The 23,951-nt window shown below is 59.0% G+C and carries 21 protein-coding genes and 1 pseudogene; 7 read left to right on the top strand and 15 right to left on the bottom strand.

What is annotated here, in order from left to right; genetic code table 11:
* Window positions 1-396: 396 nt before the first annotated feature.
* Window positions 397-2,754 (top strand): DUF262 domain-containing protein, encoded by a 2,358-nt coding sequence (locus AC07U4_RS18680; RefSeq protein ID WP_495196469.1) that lies wholly within the window; start codon window positions 397-399, stop codon window positions 2,752-2,754.
* An 87-nt stretch (window positions 2,755-2,841) separates the two neighbouring features.
* Here the strand turns inward: AC07U4_RS18680 and AC07U4_RS18675 are convergent, their stop codons facing one another.
* The 8 genes and pseudogenes from AC07U4_RS18675 to AC07U4_RS18640 all read right to left on the bottom strand — a co-directional run bounded on the left by AC07U4_RS18675 (window position 2,842) and on the right by AC07U4_RS18640 (window position 14,685).
* Window positions 2,842-3,678: a phosphoadenosine phosphosulfate reductase family protein gene (locus AC07U4_RS18675; protein WP_495196468.1), complete on the bottom strand. Its 837-nt coding sequence runs from the start codon at window positions 3,676-3,678 to the stop codon at window positions 2,842-2,844.
* Entirely contained in the window at window positions 3,678-6,983 is a 3,306-nt protein-coding gene (locus AC07U4_RS18670; RefSeq protein WP_495196467.1) for a hypothetical protein, read from the bottom strand. Before AC07U4_RS18670 ends, AC07U4_RS18675 begins: the two co-directional genes overlap by 1 nt.
* Entirely contained in the window at window positions 6,980-7,903 is a 924-nt protein-coding gene (locus tag AC07U4_RS18665) for a DUF4007 family protein (RefSeq protein ID WP_495196466.1), read from the bottom strand. The genes AC07U4_RS18670 and AC07U4_RS18665 overlap by 4 nt, the downstream gene beginning before the upstream one ends.
* A 9-nt stretch (window positions 7,904-7,912) precedes the next feature.
* Window positions 7,913-9,088 (bottom strand): cysteine desulfurase family protein, encoded by a 1,176-nt coding sequence (locus AC07U4_RS18660; RefSeq protein WP_495196465.1) that lies wholly within the window; start codon window positions 9,086-9,088, stop codon window positions 7,913-7,915.
* Between the two features lie 8 nt (window positions 9,089-9,096).
* The gene (locus AC07U4_RS18655) at window positions 9,097-11,424 is read right to left on the bottom strand and encodes a ParB N-terminal domain-containing protein (RefSeq protein WP_495196464.1); all 2,328 of its coding nucleotides are present in this window, start codon (window positions 11,422-11,424) and stop codon (window positions 9,097-9,099) included.
* A 1-nt stretch (window position 11,425) separates the two neighbouring features.
* Complete coding sequence (locus tag AC07U4_RS18650; protein WP_495196463.1) at window positions 11,426-12,259, bottom strand: hypothetical protein; 834 nt, start codon at window positions 12,257-12,259, stop codon at window positions 11,426-11,428.
* Between the two features lie 2 nt (window positions 12,260-12,261).
* Window positions 12,262-12,840: a recombinase family protein gene (locus AC07U4_RS18645; protein ID WP_495196462.1), complete on the bottom strand. Its 579-nt coding sequence runs from the start codon at window positions 12,838-12,840 to the stop codon at window positions 12,262-12,264.
* A gap of 501 nt (window positions 12,841-13,341) precedes the next feature.
* Window positions 13,342-14,685: pseudogene (locus AC07U4_RS18640) on the bottom strand (IS1182 family transposase).
* A 609-nt stretch (window positions 14,686-15,294) separates the two neighbouring features.
* On the opposite strand from AC07U4_RS18640, the gene AC07U4_RS18635 reads away from it, so the two are divergent.
* Window positions 15,295-15,909 (top strand): hypothetical protein, encoded by a 615-nt coding sequence (locus AC07U4_RS18635; RefSeq protein WP_495196461.1) that lies wholly within the window; start codon window positions 15,295-15,297, stop codon window positions 15,907-15,909.
* 7 nt (window positions 15,910-15,916) lie between these two features.
* On the opposite strand, the gene AC07U4_RS18630 is transcribed toward AC07U4_RS18635, so the two are convergent.
* Window positions 15,917-16,501, bottom strand: a complete 585-nt coding sequence (locus AC07U4_RS18630) for an SLATT domain-containing protein (protein ID WP_495196460.1) — start codon at window positions 16,499-16,501, stop codon at window positions 15,917-15,919.
* A complete protein-coding gene (locus AC07U4_RS18625; RefSeq protein WP_495196554.1) occupies window positions 16,501-17,814 on the bottom strand; it encodes a nucleotide-binding domain-containing protein in 1,314 nt (437 codons plus the stop codon). Before AC07U4_RS18625 ends, AC07U4_RS18630 begins: the two co-directional genes overlap by 1 nt.
* Before the next feature lie 220 nt (window positions 17,815-18,034).
* On the opposite strand from AC07U4_RS18625, the gene AC07U4_RS18620 reads away from it, so the two are divergent.
* The 5 genes from AC07U4_RS18620 to AC07U4_RS18600 all read left to right on the top strand — a co-directional run bounded on the left by AC07U4_RS18620 (window position 18,035) and on the right by AC07U4_RS18600 (window position 20,242).
* The gene (locus AC07U4_RS18620) at window positions 18,035-18,313 is read left to right on the top strand and encodes a hypothetical protein (protein ID WP_495196459.1); all 279 of its coding nucleotides are present in this window, start codon (window positions 18,035-18,037) and stop codon (window positions 18,311-18,313) included.
* 46 nt (window positions 18,314-18,359) lie between these two features.
* Window positions 18,360-18,644, top strand: coding sequence for a hypothetical protein (locus AC07U4_RS18615; RefSeq protein WP_495196458.1), 285 nt, complete (start codon window positions 18,360-18,362; stop codon window positions 18,642-18,644).
* 525 nt (window positions 18,645-19,169) lie between these two features.
* Window positions 19,170-19,796, top strand: coding sequence for a DUF4236 domain-containing protein (locus AC07U4_RS18610; RefSeq protein WP_495196457.1), 627 nt, complete (start codon window positions 19,170-19,172; stop codon window positions 19,794-19,796).
* Complete coding sequence (locus AC07U4_RS18605) at window positions 19,786-20,004, top strand: hypothetical protein (protein WP_495196559.1); 219 nt, start codon at window positions 19,786-19,788, stop codon at window positions 20,002-20,004. Before AC07U4_RS18610 ends, AC07U4_RS18605 begins: the two co-directional genes overlap by 11 nt.
* A gap of 37 nt (window positions 20,005-20,041) precedes the next feature.
* Window positions 20,042-20,242, top strand: a complete 201-nt coding sequence (locus AC07U4_RS18600; RefSeq protein ID WP_495196456.1) for a hypothetical protein — start codon at window positions 20,042-20,044, stop codon at window positions 20,240-20,242.
* Window positions 20,243-21,324: 1,082 nt separating this feature from the next.
* On the opposite strand, the gene AC07U4_RS18595 is transcribed toward AC07U4_RS18600, so the two are convergent.
* The 5 genes from AC07U4_RS18595 to AC07U4_RS18575 all read right to left on the bottom strand — a co-directional run bounded on the left by AC07U4_RS18595 (window position 21,325) and on the right by AC07U4_RS18575 (window position 23,911).
* The gene (locus tag AC07U4_RS18595) at window positions 21,325-21,897 is read right to left on the bottom strand and encodes a PIN domain-containing protein (protein WP_495196455.1); all 573 of its coding nucleotides are present in this window, start codon (window positions 21,895-21,897) and stop codon (window positions 21,325-21,327) included.
* Entirely contained in the window at window positions 21,897-22,379 is a 483-nt protein-coding gene (locus tag AC07U4_RS18590; protein WP_495196454.1) for a helix-turn-helix domain-containing protein, read from the bottom strand. Before AC07U4_RS18590 ends, AC07U4_RS18595 begins: the two co-directional genes overlap by 1 nt.
* Before the next feature lie 67 nt (window positions 22,380-22,446).
* Window positions 22,447-22,944 (bottom strand): hypothetical protein, encoded by a 498-nt coding sequence (locus AC07U4_RS18585; RefSeq protein WP_495196453.1) that lies wholly within the window; start codon window positions 22,942-22,944, stop codon window positions 22,447-22,449.
* A 43-nt stretch (window positions 22,945-22,987) separates the two neighbouring features.
* Window positions 22,988-23,551 carry a recombinase family protein gene (locus AC07U4_RS18580; RefSeq protein ID WP_495196452.1) on the bottom strand — a complete coding sequence of 188 codons (564 nt, stop codon included), beginning with the start codon at window positions 23,549-23,551 and terminating at the stop codon, window positions 22,988-22,990.
* Window positions 23,552-23,689: 138 nt separating this feature from the next.
* On the bottom strand, window positions 23,690-23,911 hold the full coding sequence (locus tag AC07U4_RS18575; RefSeq protein WP_495196451.1) for a hypothetical protein: 222 nt from the start codon (window positions 23,909-23,911) through the stop codon (window positions 23,690-23,692).
* Window positions 23,912-23,951: the final 40 nt, after the last annotated feature.

Genomic DNA, 23,951 nt, shown 5'->3' with positions numbered 1-23,951 from the left:
CCGCAGATGGCCAGTTTCGAGACGCCGAGACGATTTACTTAACGGCAGGACTTGGACGGTTCCTGCCGTGGCCGTCAAACGCTGGTATGCCGGTCAGCTTCAGAGTGTCCGGCAACGCCCGGTTTTGACGGCTTGCCGGACAAGATCGGCACGGGACGGGTTTACGGACACGTTCTGTTCGCTCCTAGCGTATGCAAAACTTACTTTCGTGTCGTGACCCCTTCATGACGACGATTAAGAGCGCTGGCTCACTGCGCCTTGGGACGAGGTGACGGATTTAGTCGCCGCCTACCCCCCTCAGCTGATGCGCGTGGGATAACGACCACTGGCTCAACGGAAATATCAGGGTTAGCACCACACGTTAGTTTGCCAGGAGGGACGGGTGCAGCAGTGCCGATGAACATATCGCAAATCTTCAGCGCCGAGAGCCAGAACGTATACGATTTTCTGACGATAGATGGACAGGGCTGTTTCATCCCATCCTATCAACGCGGGTATGCTTGGGATAGCGGCCACGTTGGTCGCCTGCTTGAGGACGCCACCCTTGGGTTAGAGCGCCTCGTTCAGGATAGTTCCTCCGTGCGCTTTCTCGGCTCAATCATTACCGTGGAAGGGAATGAGTTAGTTGCGGCCCCGCCTCCACTTGATCGCGAGCTTCCGCGCCGAGTCGTGACGATCATCGATGGGCAGCAGCGTCTATGCACCGTAGTGATCCTCAACATCATCTTTCACATGAAGCTTAGTGCTCTCGTCGAAGCACTTGCCGATGCGGACGATCCCGGTGTCGTAGCGTTGCGTGAAGATGCCGCCGACTTCCTCAACGACCTTTCCAAGACGTTCCGCTTTGAACGTGCCCGAGGCCGCGAGGTCAATCGGCTCTACCCTCGGATCGTTCGGGCATACGAGGACACCTGGTCACGCAACGATCAAACCGCCGAGTACAGCTCGCCGATCGCGAAAGCCATCTGGAGCTACGTGGAGTATCTGCAACCGACCGAGGATGACGAAGAGGATGAGCGTGACCAGTTCCATTATGATGGAAAGGACGAGAACGGGGACTTGATCGACGGCCACGAAGCGCTGGTCGATGCTTGGGCCTATCTTTCTGAGCAGGTTGAGCAACTAGCTCAGGCCGACCATCCAACACTGTCACTGCCGACGGTCGAGCAGATTATCGCAGACGGTTCGATCGTGTTGGCGGAGCTGTGGCCCCATACATTACCGGGGCAAACTCGTGCGTTTCTCAACGACAATGAAGACGAGCAATATGTTGCGGAATCTGTGCAAACGGTCAGGCTACTGGCGCTGGCACGTTACGTGAACTTTCGCATGGCCGCGACTGTCATTGACGCGTCGAACGAGGATTATGCGTTCGACATGTTTGAGTCGCTCAACACGACTGGGCAGCCACTGACTGCTTTCGAGACTTTTAAGCCGAAGGTAGTTGAATTTGAGACGCCAGCTAATTATCCTTCATCTCCGTCAAAGACATCTGTGGACAAGGTCCAGCGTTTTCTCGATCGATTTAAGAATGCCGAGCAACGGCTGCAAGCGACCAGCTCCCTTCTCATTCCATTTGCACTTGCGGAGAACGGTCACCGTCTGGAGAAGCACCTAAGTCATCAGCGGCGATACCTGCGCGAACAGTACAGCCTGGCAAATACCCGTCCTGCGAAGCGGGCCTTCGTTCAGCACCTCGCGACAACAGCGGATTTCGTCGGGTCGGCTTGGCGCCCTCGCGCTAGGCACGTTCCTCAGCTCCTTCCTGACCGAGCCCGGACTGATCCTGTGGCCGAGTTCTGCTTTGAGGCGCTTCGGACCATTCGGCACGACATCGTCTTGGCACCGCTTTCCCGTTTTTATGCGGCGTATTGCAATGCAGCAGCGGCAGGTCGTGAAGAGGCGGCAGCCGAGTTCTTTGGTGCGGTGAAGGCTGTCACCGCGTTCTCGATGCTTTGGCGAGCTGCGAAAGGCGGAACCGCCAATATCGACAGCGTGTATCGTGAGCTTATGTCGCGCGGCATAGGCGGCGGAGTTGCGTTGGGCAGGAGAGCGGGCGGCGACGTATCACTGGCGAATTTAAAAGCTGCGCTTCAGTCGAAGCTTGATGGTGAGGGTCTCGACCGCTCTACGTGGGTAGCCGACACAAGCGTGGCAGCTATCTATAAGACAGGGCAAGCAATTACCCGCTTCCTCCTGTTGGCCGCGGCACATGATGCCGTTCCCGATGAAGATGTGCCTGGCATGATCGTCAAAGGTCGACGGGGGACAAACACGCTTCTTACGCGCGCACAGTGGGAGAACGAGGAAACTTTGACTGTCGAGCATGTCGCACCAGATGCACAGCACAGTCCCGGGTGGCCCGGCAACGTCTACAACGAGCGCCGAACCGTACAGCGCCTTGGTAACTTCGTCCTTATCCCGGAGGTTGAAAATAACCTTCTCGCCAATCGCCCTTGGGACCAGAAGCGGATAATGTACCGCATGTTCGGCGCAGATACCCGGGCCAAGGCAACACGCGCGCTTACAGAGGGTCGCGCTGTGGGCTTCAACCCAGGGCGTCGTGCCGAACAGCTAGTTGAAGAGTCGACGGTGCTGCCGATGTGCCAAGCGATCAGCGCTTTCGCTGGACCGTGGGACGAGGCGTTCATCGCGATAAGATCGATCCGCCTCGCTGAACTTGCGTGGGATACAATCCATCCGTGGCTTGAGCCCCTTCGGCTAGCTTCCAGGCGGCCGCGACGAGGGGGATAGGTACATCCGCTGGAACACGTTCGCGTTGATGACACCACCGAACAGGATGGCTTGCGGTCCTACCCGGTCCCGGTCCTTGCTGCCGTGCTACTTATGGCAGATCACGCACCCGCCATCGGCTTCATCGATGCCATATACGTCATCCACCGTTTCATCAGATAGGGCTGCGAGCGGGTTGCGGGGCCGTCGTTTCTGCAGCCGCTTCAGGCGGCGATCGTAATCGTCCACAATGGCGCGTACCCGTTTAGGCTCGACAAGTTCGGTCAAGCTTTCGCCTTGGGACCAAGTGAAGGGTGAACCGCCTTCCAGCGCAGTTTTCTCGTACTTCACCGCCTCTGCAAACTCGTTAGGATGATGCTCGGCGAGCCGCACCCATTCGATCTTCTGCTGAAAAAAGCAGAACGTGCATCCTGATCGTGATCGCCAGCTATAATATTCAGGCTCGCCCACATCCGCCTGTTGCAAGAGCTCGATCACGCCTGCGCGATCGATCCCAGCCTCGCGGAGGGGAAGATGCACCCGCATGTTCTCGTGCGTCGACTGATAGCCCTCGCGCGAGGGCTCATCCGCTCGGATGGCGACATAGGAATGGATGGTTGTGCCTGCCTCCAGCGCGGGCCTGATCCAGTGCTCCAGCGGGCGAAGCTTCAGTTGCCGTGTGCACCATCGGGTCCGTGGCGAAGGAAGGAAATTGCCATACTCGTCGAGCCAGAAATCGAAATTACGATCTGGATTGAGCCGTTTGATCGGCTTCCCAAGGAACCCCTCAAGCCGATCCAGGAAGGTGTAAACCTCTGGAAGCTCCTTGCCGGTGTCGGTGAAAAAATACTCGATGTGGAGCTCTGGCCGATGCTGGCGCATGTAAACCGCCAGAGCCGCACTATCCCGCCCACCCGAGATGCCGAGGATATGACGTTCCTGCATTATGCTGCCTCCAAGTCCTGATCTGCCGCAAGCGTAGCAACCGCACGCGCGAGCGCCGCCATTTGCACCCGGTCGAGGCCGGCGCTTTTGCGTAGCGTCTTTAAAACCTTCTCGGCCAACAAGGCGGCATCGGCCTTTTCCGGCTCTGTGAGAACGAACGACCTTAGGAGTGGTGGTGTGCGAGGATCCACACCGATGACCAAGGCGAGCGCCTCGGTGTTGGAGCGTCGATCTCTGACCACAGCCAGCGCCTCGAGTTCGCGAAACTGCCGACCGAACCGTGCCATCTCGAGCAGCGCTTGCTCGCGATCGCGGTCGGACCAGCCATGAGCCGGCTTGTGAAGCAGCACGCTGGCAACGCCTTCAATGTCGCCCTCTCCGCGTTCGAATGCCGCAGCGCGCATGGAGAACCCCTCGAAGGCGTAGTCATTCGTAAGGTCTTTGATCGACGTCGCGCGCTCCTGCGCGCCTAGGAAGGTACTAGGGTCCACTGCTAAGGCTTTGGCGAGTGCCCCCCGGAGATGCGTGAGAAGCTTCGGATAAACACCGGTTGCCTCGTCAAGCGCGTCGATGACGAGCTGTGCCGTTAGGCGGTCGCCCAACGCAGCCGGCAATGCCTCAAACAGCAGAGCCTCCGGGTCGCGCGCTTTGAGCACGGCGCTCCGGACCTTCTTCGCGTCGGACGACACCGTGTCCGTTCGCTGAGCATAGGCCGTTAGGCCCTTGAACCGCTGAAAGAGTGCCTGCGCCACGGGCAGAGACGAACTCTCCCCTTCCAGACCGAAATAGCGCGCCAAATCGCTGAGGAACGCGGCCTCTTTCGTGGACCGATCGACGCGCCTGACTCGTATGTCCGCCGGCTTCTGAAGAAGCTTATCGACGAACACATCATCGATATCGGTCTGATAGACGCCATCGAGATACACCGCGAGATGGTCGCGGTTCGCAAGCAGGATAGCCAATGCAAGCACTGGCATAATACCCGCCTTCATACCAAAAGGTGGGCGTGACCACGTCGCGTAAACGTCGGCGAGCGAAACCTCGGAGGCGTCTGCCAACACAGACCAAGCAGGCTTCAGCGTTGGTCCATCGCCGGCATCGTGAGGCGCTCTGAAATCATAATTACCATCACTATCTGCGCCATGGATCCCGAAAGGCTGCAGGACGGTGAGATACAGCCCCATCTCGGCGGGAAAGCCCTCGAAACCAAGATTTGGCTTGTTTGAGCTGTGCACCATCGCGTGCCCTAGCTCACGAACCGCTGCCATCGCGCTTGAGGATGGCCGATCGCGCTGAAGCAGTTCGCTTTTCAATATTGGAGCCAAGCCGTAGGCGGTGTCTGCAAGAGCCGTGGCAACAATCGAAATAGGTTCGCGCAGCGACTTCGGCGGCAACGATGCTAACCACCATCGCGCCCGGTTGAGTGCAGCTTCCAGTTCGCGGTGAAGGACGTCAACGCTGCTAGACTTCCGCGCCGCGATCTCGCGGCGGGCGATCCGGTCGCCTTCAAGCTGAGGATGATCGCGGAAAACCCGTTCCACTGCGAAAAGATCGGAAGCGCTTGTCCGAAGCGCATGGCTATTCGCCGCGCCGGCGACAGCGGCAACGATACCGGCCTTGTGCAGGTGCTTCGCGATCGCCTTGCACCGGCTGTCGACATCGGCGACATCCAGTGATCCGTCGCTCAGCGCGAGAAGGAGGATACCACTTCCGCGGCTGCGACGGGCCGCTAGTCGGGCCGCAAGGTCGGTCGGGGTGTCGTCACGCGTCAGGAGTTGAACGACGACTTCGAACGTCCGGAGGGCTCCTGTCCGGAAGTAGTGGCGCTTCGCCGTTGCGAACCCGAGGCCGACACGCTGAGGGATGGAGGCGAGCTGCTCAAAGTCTAGCGAGCTAGTGCCGCGCGCGATTGCGTCCTCAAGGTCGAAGTCGCTGCCCGCAAACAGCGCGTATCCGCCGAGGCGCGGCTGTCGGATTAGCACTGCCCAATCGACGAGATCGGCGATCGCTGCGACGCGGTCGGACGCCGCAACATCGGGCACTGCGGCACCAAAGATATCGTCTGCAAGCGCGAGGCCCGAGCCGTTGCGGAAGAACTCGATGACGGCCGCTGCCTTCGTCAGACGGACGTGGAGCGGGCCGCCTTTGGCGGCCGCTCGTTCGATCGCCTCGAACGCAAGGCTGAACCGACTTCCGTCGGTTCCATGCGAAAGTGCCATACCGAAATTCGAGGCCAGATAGTCCCACAGGCTGTCAGGGCCGTATGTCGGCACGCCATCGCTTGTTGAACGAAGGAACTCCTGGAATCCGTGCGGTTCGGCGGAGCTCAGGAAGCCGAAGACGCTTCGCTCATTCTGCGCAAACCGCTGCCGCGATACCGGGCCGAGCAGGAGTGACGTTATTGGATTAAGCGGCCACGTCGCTACCAGGGCGGCTGAAAGAATAGCTTCGTCGGTCGGCTTCCTGCGTCCGATCGCCTCGGCCACAAGGCGCGCTTGCTCGTTCGCCGACTCCGGCGCTTCAGCGCCGGTGATTGCGCTGCCCAGCAGGGTGACGGTCTCGTCCGCACCCGCAAGGAACGGAATGTCTTGGTATCTACCTTGGACCTTGGCCCACTCCTGACGAGCATCGCGTGCGGCGCGCGCAACATACTGGTCGAAAGCCTGATGGAGGATGCCAACCACCACCAGTCGGCCTTCAGAGCGGGCGCTTCGTTCAGCCAAGTCCTGTAGAAGATGGATGTCACCACCGCCCGATGCTTCGTGCTCGAGGAGCTTGCCCAACTCGTCGAGGACGAGAAAAACACCGCTTCGCTTGGCGGAAGCGGCCTGCATCAGGGCTTCGATAAGCGCGTCGTCAGTCGCGATCGCGCGATCGTATGCAGCCTTGCCCCAGTGCAGCGTAGCAACGGCCGCGTCGGCGATCGCCTGACGAAGCCCCATTCGGCTGCCGGTCACGGCTACGATGGCCCAAGGTCCATTCGTTTCAGGAAAGGCGCGCGCATAAACGGCTGTCAGGTCGGCGCCGGCGATTTCCCGAGCAATTGCTCGGTTGTCTGGATGTCCGGCAACAAGATTGGCGACAAGGAGTGCCGCGCTGGACTTGCCGCCCCCGTAAGGACCCGTCCAAGTGAACGCCCCCTGATGACTCTCTATTTGGCTGTCTGCGAGCGTGGTGAGCGCCTTGATGACGCTTGCTTGCATGACGTAGCCGACTAGCGGCGGTGTGCCCTGCAGATCGGCGTCCAGGCGCGCGGATCTAGCAAACCGTCGGTTGATCTCTACCGTTTCGGACAGAGGCTTCATGCGGCAACCCGATCGTGCAGAACATGCCCGTAGGCATTTGAGATAAGCTTCATGGGCTCGACATCGCCGAGCCTTTGAACCTGCCGAAGACCCGCCGTGTCCGTCCAGCGCCATGCGCCTGCGGTAACGGCCTCGATCCCCATCAGCCGTGTGATGACCGTATCCTCGTCAAGCTTGAAGACGCGGCCCGGCGACCCTGGCGCGTAGCAGACCTGTTCAGCAGTGATCGCGCTCGACCCGCCCTTGGCCTCCCAGAAATCGGCAAGAGCATAGGCGAAGATGCCATCGGGAAGCGTGGGCTTCGGACCACGAACGAACTCGTGCCAGCCCCCTACCCGCGCTTCGCGGATCAGCCCTAGCTCAGCGAGCAAAGGCTCGGCAGCATCATCACCAGCCATCCCGTCACGGCGAACATAGCTGCGCAGGAACACCTCGACATCGCGCTTCAGCGTGTTCTGCGTCGCCCGCCATCCCTTCGATCGAACAAGCGCCATCAACTCGTCGATCAGACTTCCGGTGTCGAACTCAATTGCCGAAAGCACGTTAAAGGCGAAATAGGCGGTCGTTGTCCATTCCGGGCTGCTGGCAACACCCCAATGCGCGAGCCACACCGTCGCCGCATGCTCAAGATACGGGTCGTAACCATCATTGGCCAAAATCGCATGGCCGAGTTTCGTCGGCTTGATGATTCGCTCTTCTTCCTTCAGAAAAGCGGTAGCCAACCCCCAGTACCGCATGGACACAGCCATGTTGCGGCCCACTCCGAACCGTGCGATAGCCGATTGTTCCTGGAATGTTCCGGGCGAGGCTCCATCGCGGACGGCATCATAGGCCTTCTTGAGCCAAAGGAGGCGCAGCGGGAAAGTTTCGTGGCCGGCAAATTGACCTCGGACGTCTGAATCGGAAAGCGCATGCCTCATGCCATCCGATTACATCTTACTGGCGGCTTCGTCCAGTGGCGAGCGCTGCCGTCGGACCGCTTTAACAAATTGCGGGGTTATAGTCTCAACATCGTCAACCGTATTGTAACGTCCAAAGTATATCCGAACAACCGACTGCGCCCGATCTGGCGTAATACCCATTGCTAGCAAGACATGGGAAGGCATAAGCTGCCCAGATGTGCAAGCGGATCCGGTGGATACACTTGCACTCGGTGCTAATGATGCGACAAGACTATCGGCCGAGATGGCATCAAACGAAATACTTAACGATCCGGGAAGCACCGAGGCGTTTCCCGTTGTAATTGCAAAGCCCACCCCACTGTTGCTGAGATGAGAACAGAAGGCTTCGGCGAGCGCGTGGCCATGCACCATGTCTTCATGGAGCCGACTTTTAGAGAGCCGTGCTGCCGCCCCGAACGCAGCAAGAAGATAGGTTGGCTCCGTACCTGGACGCATGGATCCTTCTTGCTTTCCTCCGTAGGACAAGGGCGTTGGCTTCGGTGCGCCGGACGCAACGTAGAGCGCTCCGACACCCATGGGGCCATACATCTTGTGCGCTGAGACCGAGAGGTAGTCGACCTCAAGCCCATCGACATCGACAGGGATTTTGCCCACCGCCTGTGCGGCATCGCAGTGAACGAGTGCCCCCTCGCGATGGGCGATCGCAGCAATAGCGTCGACCGGCTGGAGCGCGCCGGTCTCGTTGTTCGCCAACATGACCGACACCAGCAACGTCGCAGAGTCAATCAGACGTTCGGTTGCATCTACGTCGACCACCCCGTCCCGACTCACGGGAGCAAGGATGACCTCGAAACCCCAGGGCCGAAGGCTTTCGGCCGCCTCCAAGACCGCTTTATGTTCGATTGCGGAAACGATGATCTTTCGACGCGAGCTGCCAGACTGCATCGCCCACATGGCGATACCGCGAATGGCCAGATTGTCTGCCTCTGTCGCTCCTGACGTGAACACGATCTCGTTCGCATCCGCGCCGATCAGCGACGCGACGTCCTGTCGTGCTTGATCGAGCGTCGCGCTTGCTCGCGCCCCAGCATAGTGAGGCGAGCCGGCATTTCCCGGATGCAATGCTGCAAGCAACATCGCATCCCGGGCCTCAGGTGCCAGAGGCGAGGTCGCAAAACCGTCGAGATAGACCGGTTCGCTCATGCGAGGCTCTATTGGTTCTCGTCCGTAGCAAACCCGGCGTCTTCGGGCGCTTCCCAGGTCTCGGCCTCATCCTCGACGATCGGCGCTTCGTCCGCATCCTCCGGTGCGGGCACCTCCACTAGCGCCTTCTTGGTTGGCACATCCTGCGCCAGCCAGCCGACGTTCCTCAGGAACTTCTTGAACGCGTCATATGCTGCCGTCGTAATTTCGTTCCGGTCGGTCTGCGTCAGGCTGTCCTCGCGCCTCAGGTTCCGGTTGAGGAAGTCCTTCTGATACTCCTGCTCGAGAGACGTGAAAATCTGTCGACGGCTCTTGTCTCGCTCTGCAGCAAGCGGCGCTTCCAGCTCCGTTCCGGATGCACGCCAGATTTCGAGCAGAAGGTATTTATACTTCGGCCACTGGGCAGGCTGCATCTCTCCGCGATACACGACGCGACGGAACGTCGAATTAGAAGGTGTAATCTTCCACTCCCGGATTTCGCCCTCGAGCGTGTCCTGAAACACCTCGACCAAGCGCCGGAAGTCGCGCGAGCTCGTAGGCATAAAGAAGGCGTTGATGTCTTCGATGAACCGCGTGAACGCAGCTTCCGTCTCGACGGGCTCCAAACCTTGCTTGGACCGGTCGAGGTTCGCCCGCTCCAATTCGCCGAAAAAGCCAGCTATCATTGCCGTCTGGAAGGCGACCGTTGTGAGCACGTTGTCATAAAGCTTATTTACAAAGTCGATCACCCGAGGATGGGTGCTACCGTCTTCCGAACGCAGCGCGCGCTTGTCTGAAACCTTCGCCAAGAAACGCTCGGCACGCTCGTGCTTCAGCTTGCCGATAAACTCCTCAACGAGTTTCTGCGTTGCAATGAGCCGATCGAGGATCTCTTTGAGCTTCGGCGCTTCCGCGCCGAACTCCTTCGATCGAATCTTCTCTGCGAGATTCTCGGTATGCGCGGTGAAGGTACGGCCAATTCCCTGTCCCTCGAAAAGAATGGGGCGCAGCTTCGTGTTGGCCTGCGCCCGCAGCTGCTCACTAAGCCAGAACACGGCGCTTGAGTGCGCTTGATATGGTGCAAACTGCTGGAATGCGGCAACGACATAATTGCCGAAGCGCTCACGGAACTCCTTCGTGAGAGTGTCTCCGGCTGCAGCAGTGTAGAACTGCCGCGACGTGGCGTCGGCGAGATCCGCTCCCAGAAGGTTGCGTCCATTAAGCCGGCGAAACGCGCCGAAGTTTTCCAGATCCGTGCGAAGGTAATAGAGGCCAGCACGCGGCTTTGCGCCGTTCACGTCCTCGAGCTTGTTCAAAACCAGATGCTCGATGATGTAGTAAATGTGGTTCACACCCGAGATCGCTATGGGGCTCTCGATCTTTACACGGTCGTGCGCCTGATCGAGTTCGATATTGCTAATCTCCAACGTCGAACCGGAAAGAAGATCGCCCTTCTTGATCGTAGAGAGAGTGTCACGAAGGAAGAGCGCAATCAGGTCGTTATCATCGAGCAAGCGATTGCGAGATGCTGAAACCTGTCGAGCGGTCTTGTTCAAGGTGAGGAAGATCGAACGTGCCGCCATCTTCACATTGTATTCGCCGTCGAACGCCTCATCGAGCTGCGGGAATGTGCAGAACATCACTGGAAGGCTGATGTTCTTCAATTCAAACTTTTTGATATAGTTTGGCGTCCACTCCTCATAGTAGTCCTTGTATGGCGCCTTCATAGCGTCATTCCAGTCCTGCTTAAGATTTCGATAGACCGCGAGAAGCGCCATCGCCCGGTGTTGGCCATCAACGATGACGAGACGAGACTTGTTTGTATTAAGGCGCAAGCGGACGAGATCGTGCTCGTACAGCTTGCCATTTTGGAGCGGCTGTACGAACTCGAAAACCTCTTGGCCCTTCACACCTGAGCGAGTGATTTGTGCCTCATGCCCCTCGGGCGTCAATTCTACATCTGTGGTGACTTTCGGATACAGGTCGGCCGGCTTGTTCTCGTAAGCCTTCACGGGAAGCACGACGACGATGATCGGTGGAAAGAGCTTCACCAAGTCACGAGATTTATGGTCGAGGAGGTATGGCACGAGGTCCGACGAGACGCGCGCGTCATCAATGTCGCGCTGCATGATCTCGTCAAACTCTAGGTCGACCGTGGGGAAGATCTCGCGCACTGGCGCGAGGTGCTTGAGCACCTCCTCGTTCGCCCCGTTCTCGAAGTCCAAGCCGACATGGGTCAGAAAGTATTTAACTTCGACCGACTTCTGAGTTTCGCCGCCAGCACCGACACTGAAGCTGCCGACCGACCCCTCTAGCGTAAGGTTCAGAGCAGATGTGACGCTAAGTCCGAGGGCCATTTTAGTTTCTTCCTAGAATCGGGTAGTATATCCGGTTGAGAATATTCTCAATATCAACCGCAGTATTATCATCGGCCGGCGTCGTACACGTAAAAACGATAAGTCGATCTGGCGGGATACGTCGCTTTGCCACCTGCCACGCGAAGCCGGCGTCGCTGTTTCGAAGCGGCTCTTCCCCTTGTCGATGCAGTCGGCGGTATTTCTCTATCAATCCCTTGTGAGTGGCGAGCCGGCTGCGCAGCTCGCCCGCCATCCCCATGTAGAGCGGGCTCGCGAACATTGGTGCCGACATATCCAAGACGCTGCGGATCGTCCGCAGCCGGTCGGGGTCGTCCACGATGCGCTGCACGAGACCGCTGGAGACCCTAAAGGTGTGCTCCATTGTCCCGGTGTAGGTTGGCTTCAGAGGCCCCTCAATAACGGCCTGATAGGGATCCTCGCGGAAATGCTTGAATATCCTGCTGTCTAGGGTCGTGCGAGCCAGTTCCTCGGCTGCGGGACGATCGATATCCCGGCAGGCTTTAAGTTGGGCGATCGTCTGTTCGAGATCATAGTCTGTGATCTCGGGGCTATAATACCAGGCGTACACGCCTGGCAGGGCCGGGGCGTTTACAATGTCGGCCCATAAGTGCTTCTTAATGGAACCCGTCATCGAGTGATCGCCCTCCCTTTTGCTGACGTGGGTGGGCGCTCGTTTTTCACCGATTTCAAAAGTCTTCCCCCTAGCGGTTCTTGCCCTTGGCTTCAGCGAGGGCGAAGGCCGCAGGAGTGATCCCCGAAGAGCATAGCGAGCCCTGTCTGCCTGGCCAAGGTTGGCTGCGAGCAATGCCGGCATCGTCATTGGCTTTCCGCGCTGATGCTGTCCTTGGCCGCAGCCGGGAGGTGCCTATATAAAGTTGCTACGGACACACCGATGGTGGGGGCAATCTCTCGCGCCGACATCCCAGACGCCAGGAGCTTCCGGGCCGCCTCGACCCGGCTCTGAGTCATTACCGTCTTTCGCCCACCTACCCTACCCCCGCGACGCGCGACGATCAGCGCAGCCGTCGTCCGTTCTCGGATAAGGTCCCTCTCCATCTCAGCCATCGCGGCCATGATATGAAAAACCAGCTTGCCGTCCGTTCCACCCGTATCAATGCCATCGGTCAGCGACTTGAGGCCGATTCCGCGTCCCGCCAACTCTGCGGAGAGGTCGACGAGCCCCTTCATCGACCGGCCAAGCCGATCGAGCTTCCATACGACCATGATATCGCCGCATCGCGCATGGGAGAGCGCATCGGCTAAACCGGCTCGGTCGGCTTTTGCGCCGCTCGCCTTGTCCGTAAAGGTACGTTCGCATCCCGCAGCGAACAGCGCCTCCAATTGCGGAGTCAGATCTTGCTCAGGCGTAGAAACCCGTGCGTAGCCAATCAGCATGAAGCATTCTCAAAGCCCATCATGAATCCCTAGCATGCGCTTCTGGTTTCGCGACAGCGTTTTGAGACACAGCTCAACGCTGCTGCATGCCTGCCACGTTAGAGCACGTCTTATTGGCAGTCGCCCTTACCCTCATTCCCCTGCTGGTTATCTTACTGATCTTTTTTATATTGGTCCCGCTTGGGTATACCCTCTGCGTTCCTACTCTGGCCGGTCCGATTTCCGCCAAAAAGGGACATTAAGAATTTAGCTCGGATTGGCCCTTTGGTCCGCCTGGAGTCCTAACCAAGGAGGACCAAACGGCACCCTACCAAACGGCACCGATGAAGCTTCATTGAGGGTTGAAGCTCTTCCTTCTGTCCGCTCGCAAGGCAGTGTCGGCGCGTTGCAGTTCACTGCTGGCGACCGTCCCACAAACGATGGAGACTGTTGAAAAAGGCCTGCGCGAAATCGGCGTGGCGGATGGCTGGCGATGCCGGACACCGAATGATGCGCCGCGTATCAGGCCGGCGCGGCTTGCCGGGCGAGCAGCTGAAGGTTGTATGCCGCGGCGGCCATGGTGAACTCCTCGGCGGCTCCTACCAGGCCCCGCAGCTTGAGCGTTCGTAGCCCCAGGTTGCGTTTCAGGTGGCCGAACACGCGCTCGATCCGCTGTCTTCGACGCCGTGCGTGCACATAGGCGTCGGTGCCGGCAAGGGCGCGCACGGTATCGCGGGCTTCCTCGTTGACAAGCCGGGTGACACCCCGCTTCGGACCGATGGTGCATTGCGGCTTCAGCTCGCAGGCGGCGCAATCGGCCGGCCGGCTTCGGTAGACGCGCACCTGCTTGGTCCGGTTGGTGCAGCAATAGCCGAGCAGCTTGTCCGCCGGACAGCGGTAGGCATCCACTTCCCGGTCGTAGCGGAAGGCATCCCGGGTGAAGAAGGCGTCCCGCTGGCGGGTCCGGTCGATGACCGGGATGTATGGCGTTATGTTCCGGTCGATCAGCCAACCGAGCAGCGGACCGCTACCATAAGCCTTGTCGGCCGAGAGACTGGCGGGTTCGATGCCCAGCCTGATGCCGGCGCGTGACACCAGTGTCCGGGTCGCCGCCACCTCGGCTGCGAAGCGGGCAGGCGTCGCCTCCACGTCGAGGATGCAGTCGGTGTCGAGGTCGAGCAGGGGGTTGATGGCGTATGCGTAGCGCGCCGGTCAGTGCTTGTAGGTGAGCGCCGCCTGCGGGTCGGTCGGCGAGATGCTGGTCGGATCGACGGACACAGGTTCATCGGGATTTGGCGGCAACGCGGCATCGAGCGCCGCCAGATATTCGGCGACGGGTCGCGATATGCTTTCCCCGGCACGGAGCTCGTCTGCGGCGTCGGCCCCCTTCAGCCTCTTCTCGCGACTGGCGTCGGCCATGATCGTGCTGCCGTCCACCGCCAAGTCCCGCCCCGCTACCAGCCCGGCCGCGGCGCACCGCGCGACTACCTGCTCGAACAGCAGACGATGTAGGTCGCAGGCGCGGAAGCGGCCGTGCCGGTTCTTGGAGAAGGTCGAATGGTCGGGCACCCGGTCAGCCAGATCGAGCCGGCAGAACCAACGATAGGCGAGGTTGAGGTGCACCTCCTCGCACAGGCGCCGTTCCGAGCGGATGCCGAACAGATAGCCGATCAACAGCATCCTGAGCATCAGTTCCGGATCGATCGAGGGCCGCCCGCTCATGCTGTAGCTCGCCGCCAGCGCCTCGCGCACGAAGCCGAAGTCGAGCAGCCCGTCGATGCGTCGGAGCAGGTGGCCGGCCGGCACATGGTCGTCGAGCCGGAAGCCGTAGAACAGCGCGCCCTGTGCTACCTGCCGACCCATCATGTCCGTGCCCCCCTGCCGCCTTGCAGGAGTGAATCACGCCCTCGTCACCGTCGCAAGCAGCCGTTTTTCAACAGCCTCCCTCGGTTGTAACACCAGGATGTTCGGCGGCTTGCCGTGCTTTGCGGTCACGAAACGCCTTTTGATTGATTGCGCTGCGGGACGAACCGCTACGTCAACGTGATCGATAGGGCGGGTAGAGCGAAATGGTGCTCGTTTTCCGCAGCCGCGACACCGCCCTACTCGTCAGGCTATCACTTTGAACGGGCGACCTGCTTGTTCAGCATACAATCGTTCATATCCTGGAAGTTGTCAGAGTGGTTTTCCAAGCTGTCGCCCATCGAGCCGCGATTGCAAGGGTTAGGACCGCACGCAGCCAGCAGAAAGATGAGGACGAGAGGCATAAATCGCATTTGGCATTCTCTTGGCACAAAACCAACCAGCTTATAGGAGAACAGCCCTGTCTTGGACAGGGATCGCCTCACGCCTATGCGGCAGCTGAGCCGCTTCACAAACGTGGGACGAAGAAGCTCCAAGACGCACTACCGAGACCAGAAACCCGCCGCTAAGGTGGCGAGATGCTCGACGCGCTGATCCTATACAGCTATAGCCGTGATCGTCGGCACTCTCTGGTATTTCGGTGTCGGCTCCGTGATCTACGGCACAATCATGGTTGGAGGGGCAGCGGCGGTGCTCGCGCGTCTCTCAGCGCGCGATCAGGTGCGCGTGGCCGAGCGCAAGATGTTCCTGGACCTACTGGATAAGCGGATTGCGTGGCACACCGAAACGCGCAGGATCATCCAGGGCTATTATGACTTCATCTTCTCAAGCACAGAGACGATCATCAACGGCGAGACCGAACCAGAAAGCAACGACTGGTTGGAACTGCTAATTCGGCAACAGATGACAGCACAGTGGCTTTTCGGACCAGAGATCGAGGATGAGCTTATTCGAGGCGGAGAGGCGCTTGGAGAGTATGAAGTGGCGCGCATGACATTCAGGCGTATGGAGCGCAACGCACACCCAATCGGCTTTGACCCAGAAGACGACCAGATGGTTCGCGACGAGCACCGGCGAACACACGGCCGCTTTCTTAGCGTTAGCTCAAGCCTGCAACACGCGATTAAGCCTTACATCTATGTAGGTGACATAAAACAGTCCAAGCGCTTGGCAAAGCCACCTGCATGGGTAACGAAAGGTCTCGCTCAAGGGAGCGGCAAACTATAGCTAGTCACTAGCTACAGAGCGACGCCCTCGCGATCCACCAGCCCAGCCCGACAATCAACGCGATAGCGACCACCACAATGGTGATGCGGGCAGAGACTGGCCACTTGTCCTTCCATGTGAAGTGCAGTTGCTCGTCCATCCAGTCGGTCTGGCTCTCCGCGAACAGCTTGTAATGGGCATACCAGCCACTCAAAAACACCTGCTTGCCCACTGTCACGGAATAGTAGGAAGACTCAATGGCATCGTATTCCGCCTTTGTAGCTACCACGTCCATACCGGATTGCACGCTGCGGTAGAGCGCTTTCAGCTTGTTGTAGAGAACCAGCTGAGCGTTCGCGGCGTTCTCGTATTCCTCTGCGCGGTAGAACGACAGGTAGAGGCTGGCGATGCCCGCGATCACCAGAATGGCTGAGGGGAATTTGGCGGACAGCGGATCATAGATCAGCGCAAACACGCCCACGGCGCTGGATATGAAGCCAATCCAGCCCGGACCCTTGCTCACGATATCGTAGGTCGCGAAGGTCTTCTTGACGCCGAACACGACATCGTAGCCCTTCTCGGCAATCGCCTTGAGCAGTCGATCCTTGTCCATCACTGCTCGCTTTCATCCACAATGGGCACATGGATGCGGTCCTTGGCCACGACCACACCATTCTGGACCGCGTAGCACTCCACGACATGTTCGCCACGGAAGTTCGAAGTCTCCTTCCTGACCTTGTTTCCGCTGTCCGGGACGATTTGCCCCCGAATCATGTTGCGGCGAATTGCCTCTGGACCTCGGTTCAGCACCTTCCAGTAGACGATGTAGATGCCCTTGATGTTCTCGCTAGTGATGTAGAACTTGAGCTGCTTGGACTTGTAGACGTTGATGCGCTTCATGCCCACGCCCCGCATTGCGCGGAGGAGGACCGTGCGGAAGCCGCTCTGCTTGACCTCGCATTCCAAACGCATGGAATACCGAATGTCCACGGGAAAATTGTCCTCGATGAACTCCTCAGTATTGTCGGCGGTGTAGCTGGCCTCCGTGACCTGCGACTTGCGAACCTCCGTGGCATCCGCAAGCGGATAGGCCCTGCCAAAAAGCTTGCGCCACCGATTGTTGGCCTTGGCGTCCTCACCCGCCTCAAGCGCCTTGTCCGCTAGTTCCAACCCCTTCTTGGCTTTAGACTGGAACGGTTTGTGGACCTTGACGTACTGAACAGAGCCAAGAGCTCCATAGCGATCCTGCTTGGGTTGATCGGCAAGAAATGAGAGGAAGTCGCGCATCATCTGCCCACAAGAGGCGAACGCGGTCTTGTCGTATGTGTCTCGTCCAATTAGGAAATTATGGGCCAGTGTGTCGATAAGTAGGCCACCCATACCTACGCCATGCTTGTTCTTCCACGCGCGAGCCATCCTCGTCAATCGGCGCAAGTTGCCGCTCTTATCGGCATCCACTCTCTTGGTGGTGTCAAGTTCGAGACGGGGCTTGGTTAGGCGATAGCAGCCCTGGCCCTTTGTATAGGGATACCAGAACCCATCCGCGTCCTCGAAGACCGGCTGCACCTCGATCTTGAAGTTCTGATACTCGCAGACTACCACAAGCGTATCGACATATACCGTAGTGGTTTTGTAGCGGTCCTGAATGGCATCCGCTGTGTGCCGAAGCAGCTTGTAGGGATCGTTCTTGTACGTGTCCCACTTACCGGCGGGCATGATGTAGAGCATGTCCAAGTCGGAAATGCCCCGGATGCCGGTCCAGCGGCCATAAGAGCCTACCTGGAGGCTATTGGCCGTGCGACTGTCGGTGTCGCGAAACTGAAGGTTGCAGGCCTTGGTGACTTCACCATAGCGCAGCGAAATCGTGGCTTCGTTGTCGATTGAAATGTTCGAGAACAGCGTTTTGAAATTGTCTGCCCTGCTTATGACAGCCTCCCGTTGTTGCGCTCTTTGGTGCCCCGACCTTGGCGCTTGATGTTAGCTTAGATGGTGCGTGATCCCGGTTTGTTCAACTCCGGAACGAATGGTCTATGCCGCGACCAGCTTGGCGAAGCAGCACGCCGCTATCGCGCCCTCGCGATCAGCCGAGCAAAGTGGCATCTATAGGCCAGCGCAGAGCCGTGGCATGGGATTGGGATAGGTAGCGATGACGACCTGTATTCGCGTTCTTCACCGCAATAAAAATGGCAAGGTGTCCGACTTCGGTAACGATTTCGATCCTGAGCACTTCGCCGGGCAGGTGCCTACGATCGGTGATATGATCCTCAACCCCGGCGTCCCGTCCGGCAAGGATCATCACGATCCGCGAAATCGGGAGATCTGGACGGTAGTCGGTCGCGTCTTCAACCCACGAGACAACAAGGATTATGTCTCGCTTATCGTAGAGAGCCGTGATGGCACGCTGGACGACGAAGCGTTTGCATGATCGTCCGATTGAGATAGCGTCTCCGTCATAACGATAGGAGAGGACGATGGCTATTTACGTGGTGACGTGGAACCTCAATCAGGAGCGGTCGAATTACGCGAATGCGCGCCAAGAGTTCATTGCGCATCTTGATCGCTACCAAAGCATTAAAGATTCCGGACTGGAAAGTGTGCGTTGGGTTTCAACTAACTGGACCGCGCAGGAAGTTAGTAAAGACCTTCAGCTAAAATTAGATAAGAACGACCGAGTTTTCGTGTCGAAGATTAATAAAGGCGAACATGCAGGGTGGCTGAGCAAAGCCGTCTGGGAATGGATCGACGCTCGCTTGTAATATTATGCTCAGATCGGGTCGGTGGGGATGCCGCCTCTCACCGGAGATCAACATGGGTGCACTGACCACACTCGCTGTACGGCAATGCTGCCATGTCTCTGGGTCGGCCAGCAGTGTCAAAACCGGTCGGTTCTGACACTGTGGTATCCTTATAATTGGTGAAATGCAGCCCGTCCGCTTTTAGGCGGCACCTTAGCAAGCGGACCTTCGTTCATGCGTTAAGATTGGTTGATTAGCGGGTTACTGGTGGAAGCATCTGTTCTGCTTTCTGTGATCGGCAGCGTAAACACTTTTTCAGTTCGGTGCCGAAGCCATGGGATTCGATTGCGAACGCGCGAAAATCGGACTGATGATGAAACAAAGCTCCAATTGTGCAGCGTTGTGGTGACGGAAGCGCTTGGCCAGCCGTCGTAGACCGATTGCCAGGTAGTTTACTGTCACCTCGATCCTCTATTATGATCGGGCTTCTGACAGCGGAGATGCAGAAGGCGATCGGCTGATTAGGTGCGCTGAGAGGAAATAACAGTGGGCTTCAGGTTTCGGAAGAGCTTCACGATCATGCCCGGAGTTCGGCTCAACCTGAGCAAAGGCGGGGTAAGCACCAGTATCGGGCGGCCGGGCGCTACTGTGAACATTGGTAAACGCGGCGTGCGAGGGACCGTCGGACTGCCAGGTACAGGGCTTTCGTATACGGAGACGATCATCAAGAGAGGGGCGGAGCCCGGAGCAGGGGGAGATTACGAGGAACGGACCGCGGGAATGGCAGTCAGGCGGAGCACGGGATGGATAGCCATTTTAGCGGTCGTGATCTTGGTGGTGATCGCCTTGCTTTTCGTCGCGGGCCTGCAGAGCGCGAAAGACAGCGGCGCCAGCTCGACGTTCACCCCGCCGAGCGCGGAAGCGGGCTTGGAGCAAGGGCGCGTTGCAGCAAAGGACGCGGGTCAGGAGCCAGCTGCGGCATCGGAGCGGTCACGAGGTCGTGCTAGGCTGGTCAAGGATGCTTCATGTAGGTCCAACCCGGCTCCGCGCGCAGCAATTGTGGCAATGATGCCTGGCAGCCAGATAGTCGACGTCATGGATCAGCAATCTTCGTGGACGAGGGTGGCGACGGATAATCAGGACTGCTGGGTGAGATCAGATAATGTCCGGTGATGACCTCGTTCGTTCTCCCGTCATAGCGAAGTGGGAGTTAATCAGCGTGGCCACCATGCTCATTGTTACGCATGGCGATGACGCCGAGCAGGCCGTGATCGAGAGGCTCGCCGAAGCCTCGGCTTCTGAAGATGAGGCCATGACCATCGTTTGGGAGGGAGTGTTGACGCAGCTTGAGAAGCTGCGATCAAAGGACACACGTGAATAGCGGCAGGCTTTCACGTCTGCACTGGAGGAGAGACGATATGAAACGGCTACTTTCCGCGATCGCGTCGGTCGCGATGATCGCGAGCTTCGGCTCTATGGTGGAGGCGAAGGCGCCACCGTGCCGTGATACCAAAGGCAAGTTCATCAAGTGTGCGGATAAGAAGCCCGCACCGCGCTGCCGTAACGCCAAGGGACAATTCGCGAAGTGCGGAACCACTGGCGCCGTGCCAGTGAAATAGGACTTGCTGGGCGGTTTGGCCGCCCAGCATATCTTCAGTGACTTGCTCGATAGGCGTTGACCTGGGCGCGACTGACGTCCGCCGCATAGCAAAGCGGAGCGTACCCCCCACCTCTGCTCCAGGCGCTTCGGCGGCCGCAACTGGAGCCATTGCTGGCAGAATTGTACGGGCAGGCGCAGTTACCAGGATAAGCCGCGACCGACTGTTTTATGATCCGCTGCTTAATCTGCCCGTCGCTCAGCTTGCTCCGCGCATCGGCAGGAGCAGAGAGGGCAAGCACGAACGTCACCGCAAGTGCGAGGCGTGGCATCAACTGCATCAGTAGCTGTTTCCATACATGTCGGTGCGGGTGCGTGGCATACTTTGCGCCGACTCTCCGTCGCGCGGTTTGGTGCCGTCCCGGCCCGTATCAGGATTCGTGTTGCCCCGCGTCGACCAGTTGTCATTAAGGGTGGCATTCGGATTGGTCTGACGATGTGGGGCCACATAGGTCCCATCCTTCCGTGTATAGCCTCTAACCGAATGGCTAGATTGGGCCAAAACGGGCGCAACAAGAAGGAGAGCTGCCGAAGCGGCTAACAAGTCTCGAATCTTCATTGATATCTCCCTGCGTCTGTCGACGCTCGAACAATGCCAGCTTGGGCGGTAAATACAAGCGCAGCCGGCAATGGCAGGAGAACACTTTCCTTTCGTTGGTTAACGACGCTGAAGGCCGGTTATCTGGCAGCCCCAGATCCCGCTTCATAACCGCCAGTCGCTCTTGCTCGGGCGTATATTTGTACATCGGAACTTGCCCCGTGTTTAGTAAGATCTAGGATCGATCCCCGGAATCGAAGCAGGCTGATAGACTCATTTTAGCGTCGATTAACCAAGCAGTTAATCAGTCGCCGCAGAGCGGCGTTGAACTCACTCCGCGGTGCAAATATGCGGGCTGCTTCGAACGTGAACCAGCGGCAGGTTGGGAGAAGCATGGACCAATGGCTTAAAGTCGCATTGTGGTCGTCTTGGTGTCACAACCGGATGGTTCTGACGCCTTATGTAAGGCAGAGCCTTTCAACCGCTATTGGGGTCAGAACCCTCATTCAGAACAGCTCAGCGAGTGGCTGGAGGCGGTGGCTCGCCTGAACCAGGCCGCTTTTCCGAAAACGGTCGAGGTAATCTACGGCGGTTATGGTAGGGTTGCGGAATTGCCGGCGCTGGTTGCCAAGCGCGGTTAGAGCCTTGGCAGTATCGAGATCGATGACGTTGACGATGAAGTCATCGGGATGCTTCACCTCGATGCCATGGCGGGCAGCGACATCGACTGGGAAATCCTTGAGGTTGTAGGTGACGATCGCGTCGGCCCTGCCGTGGATCGCTGCCGCAAGAACGTGGACGTCTTTGGGATCAGGCAGCGCCAGCGCGGGCATCAGCGGTTCGTAGCCTTCCACCAACGCTTCCCCGAAGCTGTCCATGTAGGCCCGCTGCCGTTGGAAATGGTTAGCTGTCAGATCGGGAAACCGCCGGCGCAGGCTTTCCTCCCACTCGGTTAGGATCGCCTCGCTCCAGAGCGGCCGGAACAGCCGGCTGGCGGCGAACCACAAGAGCGTACCCCGCACAATGGCGGGGTGCATGACGTTGGCATCAAGTAGGACGGTGTAGCGGCCGACCAGCATCAGGGATGATCGAGGGTCGCGTAATCGTCAAAGAGGCCGGCTTCTTGATCCAGGTCTGCCATCCCCTGCAAGGCATCATGCCGGGCTGCATCCATGCGGCTCCGGTAGGTCAGCACATCGCGGCCAAGCAGCTTACGATGCGTGCCTACCATCCGGAACGGCAGGTCGCCGCGTTCCAGGAGCTTGATAAGGTGGGGACGCGACATGTTGAGCAGGTCGGCCGCCTGGCTGGTGGTGAGTTCTGCCTGTACCGGCACGACGGTGACGGCATGGCCGTTGCCGATCTCGACCAACATCTTGACGATGCTGTTGAACACACCGGATGGCAGGCTGATGACGTCCTCGCCCGCCCCTTCCACGGTAAGGTGGATGGGTCGGCTAGAATCCACCCGCGACAGCGCACGCGCAGCGTTACCGGCCGCCTCGATCTCCTGCGCGGTGGGCTCGTAAGCCTCGTCGATGTTGAAGGCCACGGCAGCCATGTTTGTCTCCCCAAGGCGAATGCCATCTAGTGAGTGCGACGTGTAAACGCAATAAATGAAACAGCTCTCAACGGGAGAACGTTCCGATGCGGTGATCGTCGAGCATGCTGAGCGGGGTGGGCGTGATCCAGTCAGCTCCCAGCACGGGGTAAGGTCCGTGGAACAGGTCGCCGAGGGCGCGCCGGTAGTGCGCGTTCATCCAACGCCGGCGCCGATGCTCTGGGCCATCGTAGAGCATGTGGCAGCGCTGGCACAGTGCAGCCAGCTGGTGGAGCGCGCTGTCACTGGGATCATGGTTGAGGTGCGCGCAGGCCAGCACCACTGGCGTCCAAGCACCGTGCTCCAAGATGTTTTCGGTGGGCCGTCGCACGCGCCGACCCTGACCGTTGCGCCACCAGCGCCGCTTGCGGTCCCACCATCGCCCATCCCTCAGATGGAATACTCTCTGTCCATGCGGCCGCCCGCAATGCTCGCAAACACCCCCTGCCCGTACGAAGCGCACATGGTGTGAGAGCTGCGGCCAGTCGATCGGGTACAGAAATACGTGCTCGGGGCGGATCGGCATCAGGCCTCCCCTTCCGGAGCACTAGGTCGCGAGGCGCCCGGTATCATGGAGCCAGCGCTGCGGCGGTCAGCGCCCGATAGAGCGTGGCGTGGTGGCACTTGAGCAGCTTAGCGGCTTCGCGCACCGATGTGCCCTCGCTCACCAACCGTTCGCCGAGTGCGATCTGATCGGAGGTGAGCTTGGGTGGACGGCCGAAGCGGACTCCCCTCGCCTTGGCCGCCACTCGTCCGCTGCTGGTGCGCTGGTGGATCAGCTCGCGTTCGAACTCCGCAATGCCGGCGAAAACAGTCAGTACCATCCGACCCGCAGGCGAGGTTGTGTCGGCCCAAGGCTCCGCCAGCGATCGGAGCCCTGCCCCGGCCTCCTTCAGCTTTTCGGCAATGTCGAGCAGGTCGCGAGTGGACCGTGCCAGCCGATCGAGCCGCGTCACCACCACCGTGTCGTCGTCACGCAGCTGCTCGATCATCTTTGCCAGCTCGGGTCGGTCACGTTTCGCGCCCGAGATCTTCTCTTCGAACGTCCGCTTGCATCCCGCCTCCTTCAACGCAGCGCGTTGCAGCCGGAGATCCTGGTCGTCGGTGGACACACGGGCGTAGCCGATCAGCATGTCGCAAAATTGTATCAGATCATCAGCATTATGCAACCGACTTCTGCGACACCAGCATCCGAGAGAACCTTGGCGTCGAGAGCGGTGTCGCGAAAATTAGACTGAAAAGCCCGTCTGTGATCAGTGCCAGGTATTACGTCAGCACAGCGGCACACCGCGGAACGTCATGTCACCGACGATGATCTTGGCGGCACCGGGGCCCACGATGGTGTTCACCTTGCCAAGGGCGGTGTCGATGGCATCACCGGGAAAGATGATCTCGACGACATGCGATTGGGCAACAGGGTTGCCGTCTGCGTCGATGACCACGGGAAGGGGTACTAACTTGACGCGATAGGGCGGTGTGGCGGGACGGCTCATTCCGTCGTCTCTGGAATGAGCCACGCCGATGTCAATGCGG

It is taken from the genome of Sphingomonas sp. GW821-FHT02B09 (genome assembly GCF_059421875.1).
The sequence above is the reverse complement of the archived record's forward strand: the minus strand, read 5'-3'. Positions and strand labels throughout refer to the sequence as shown.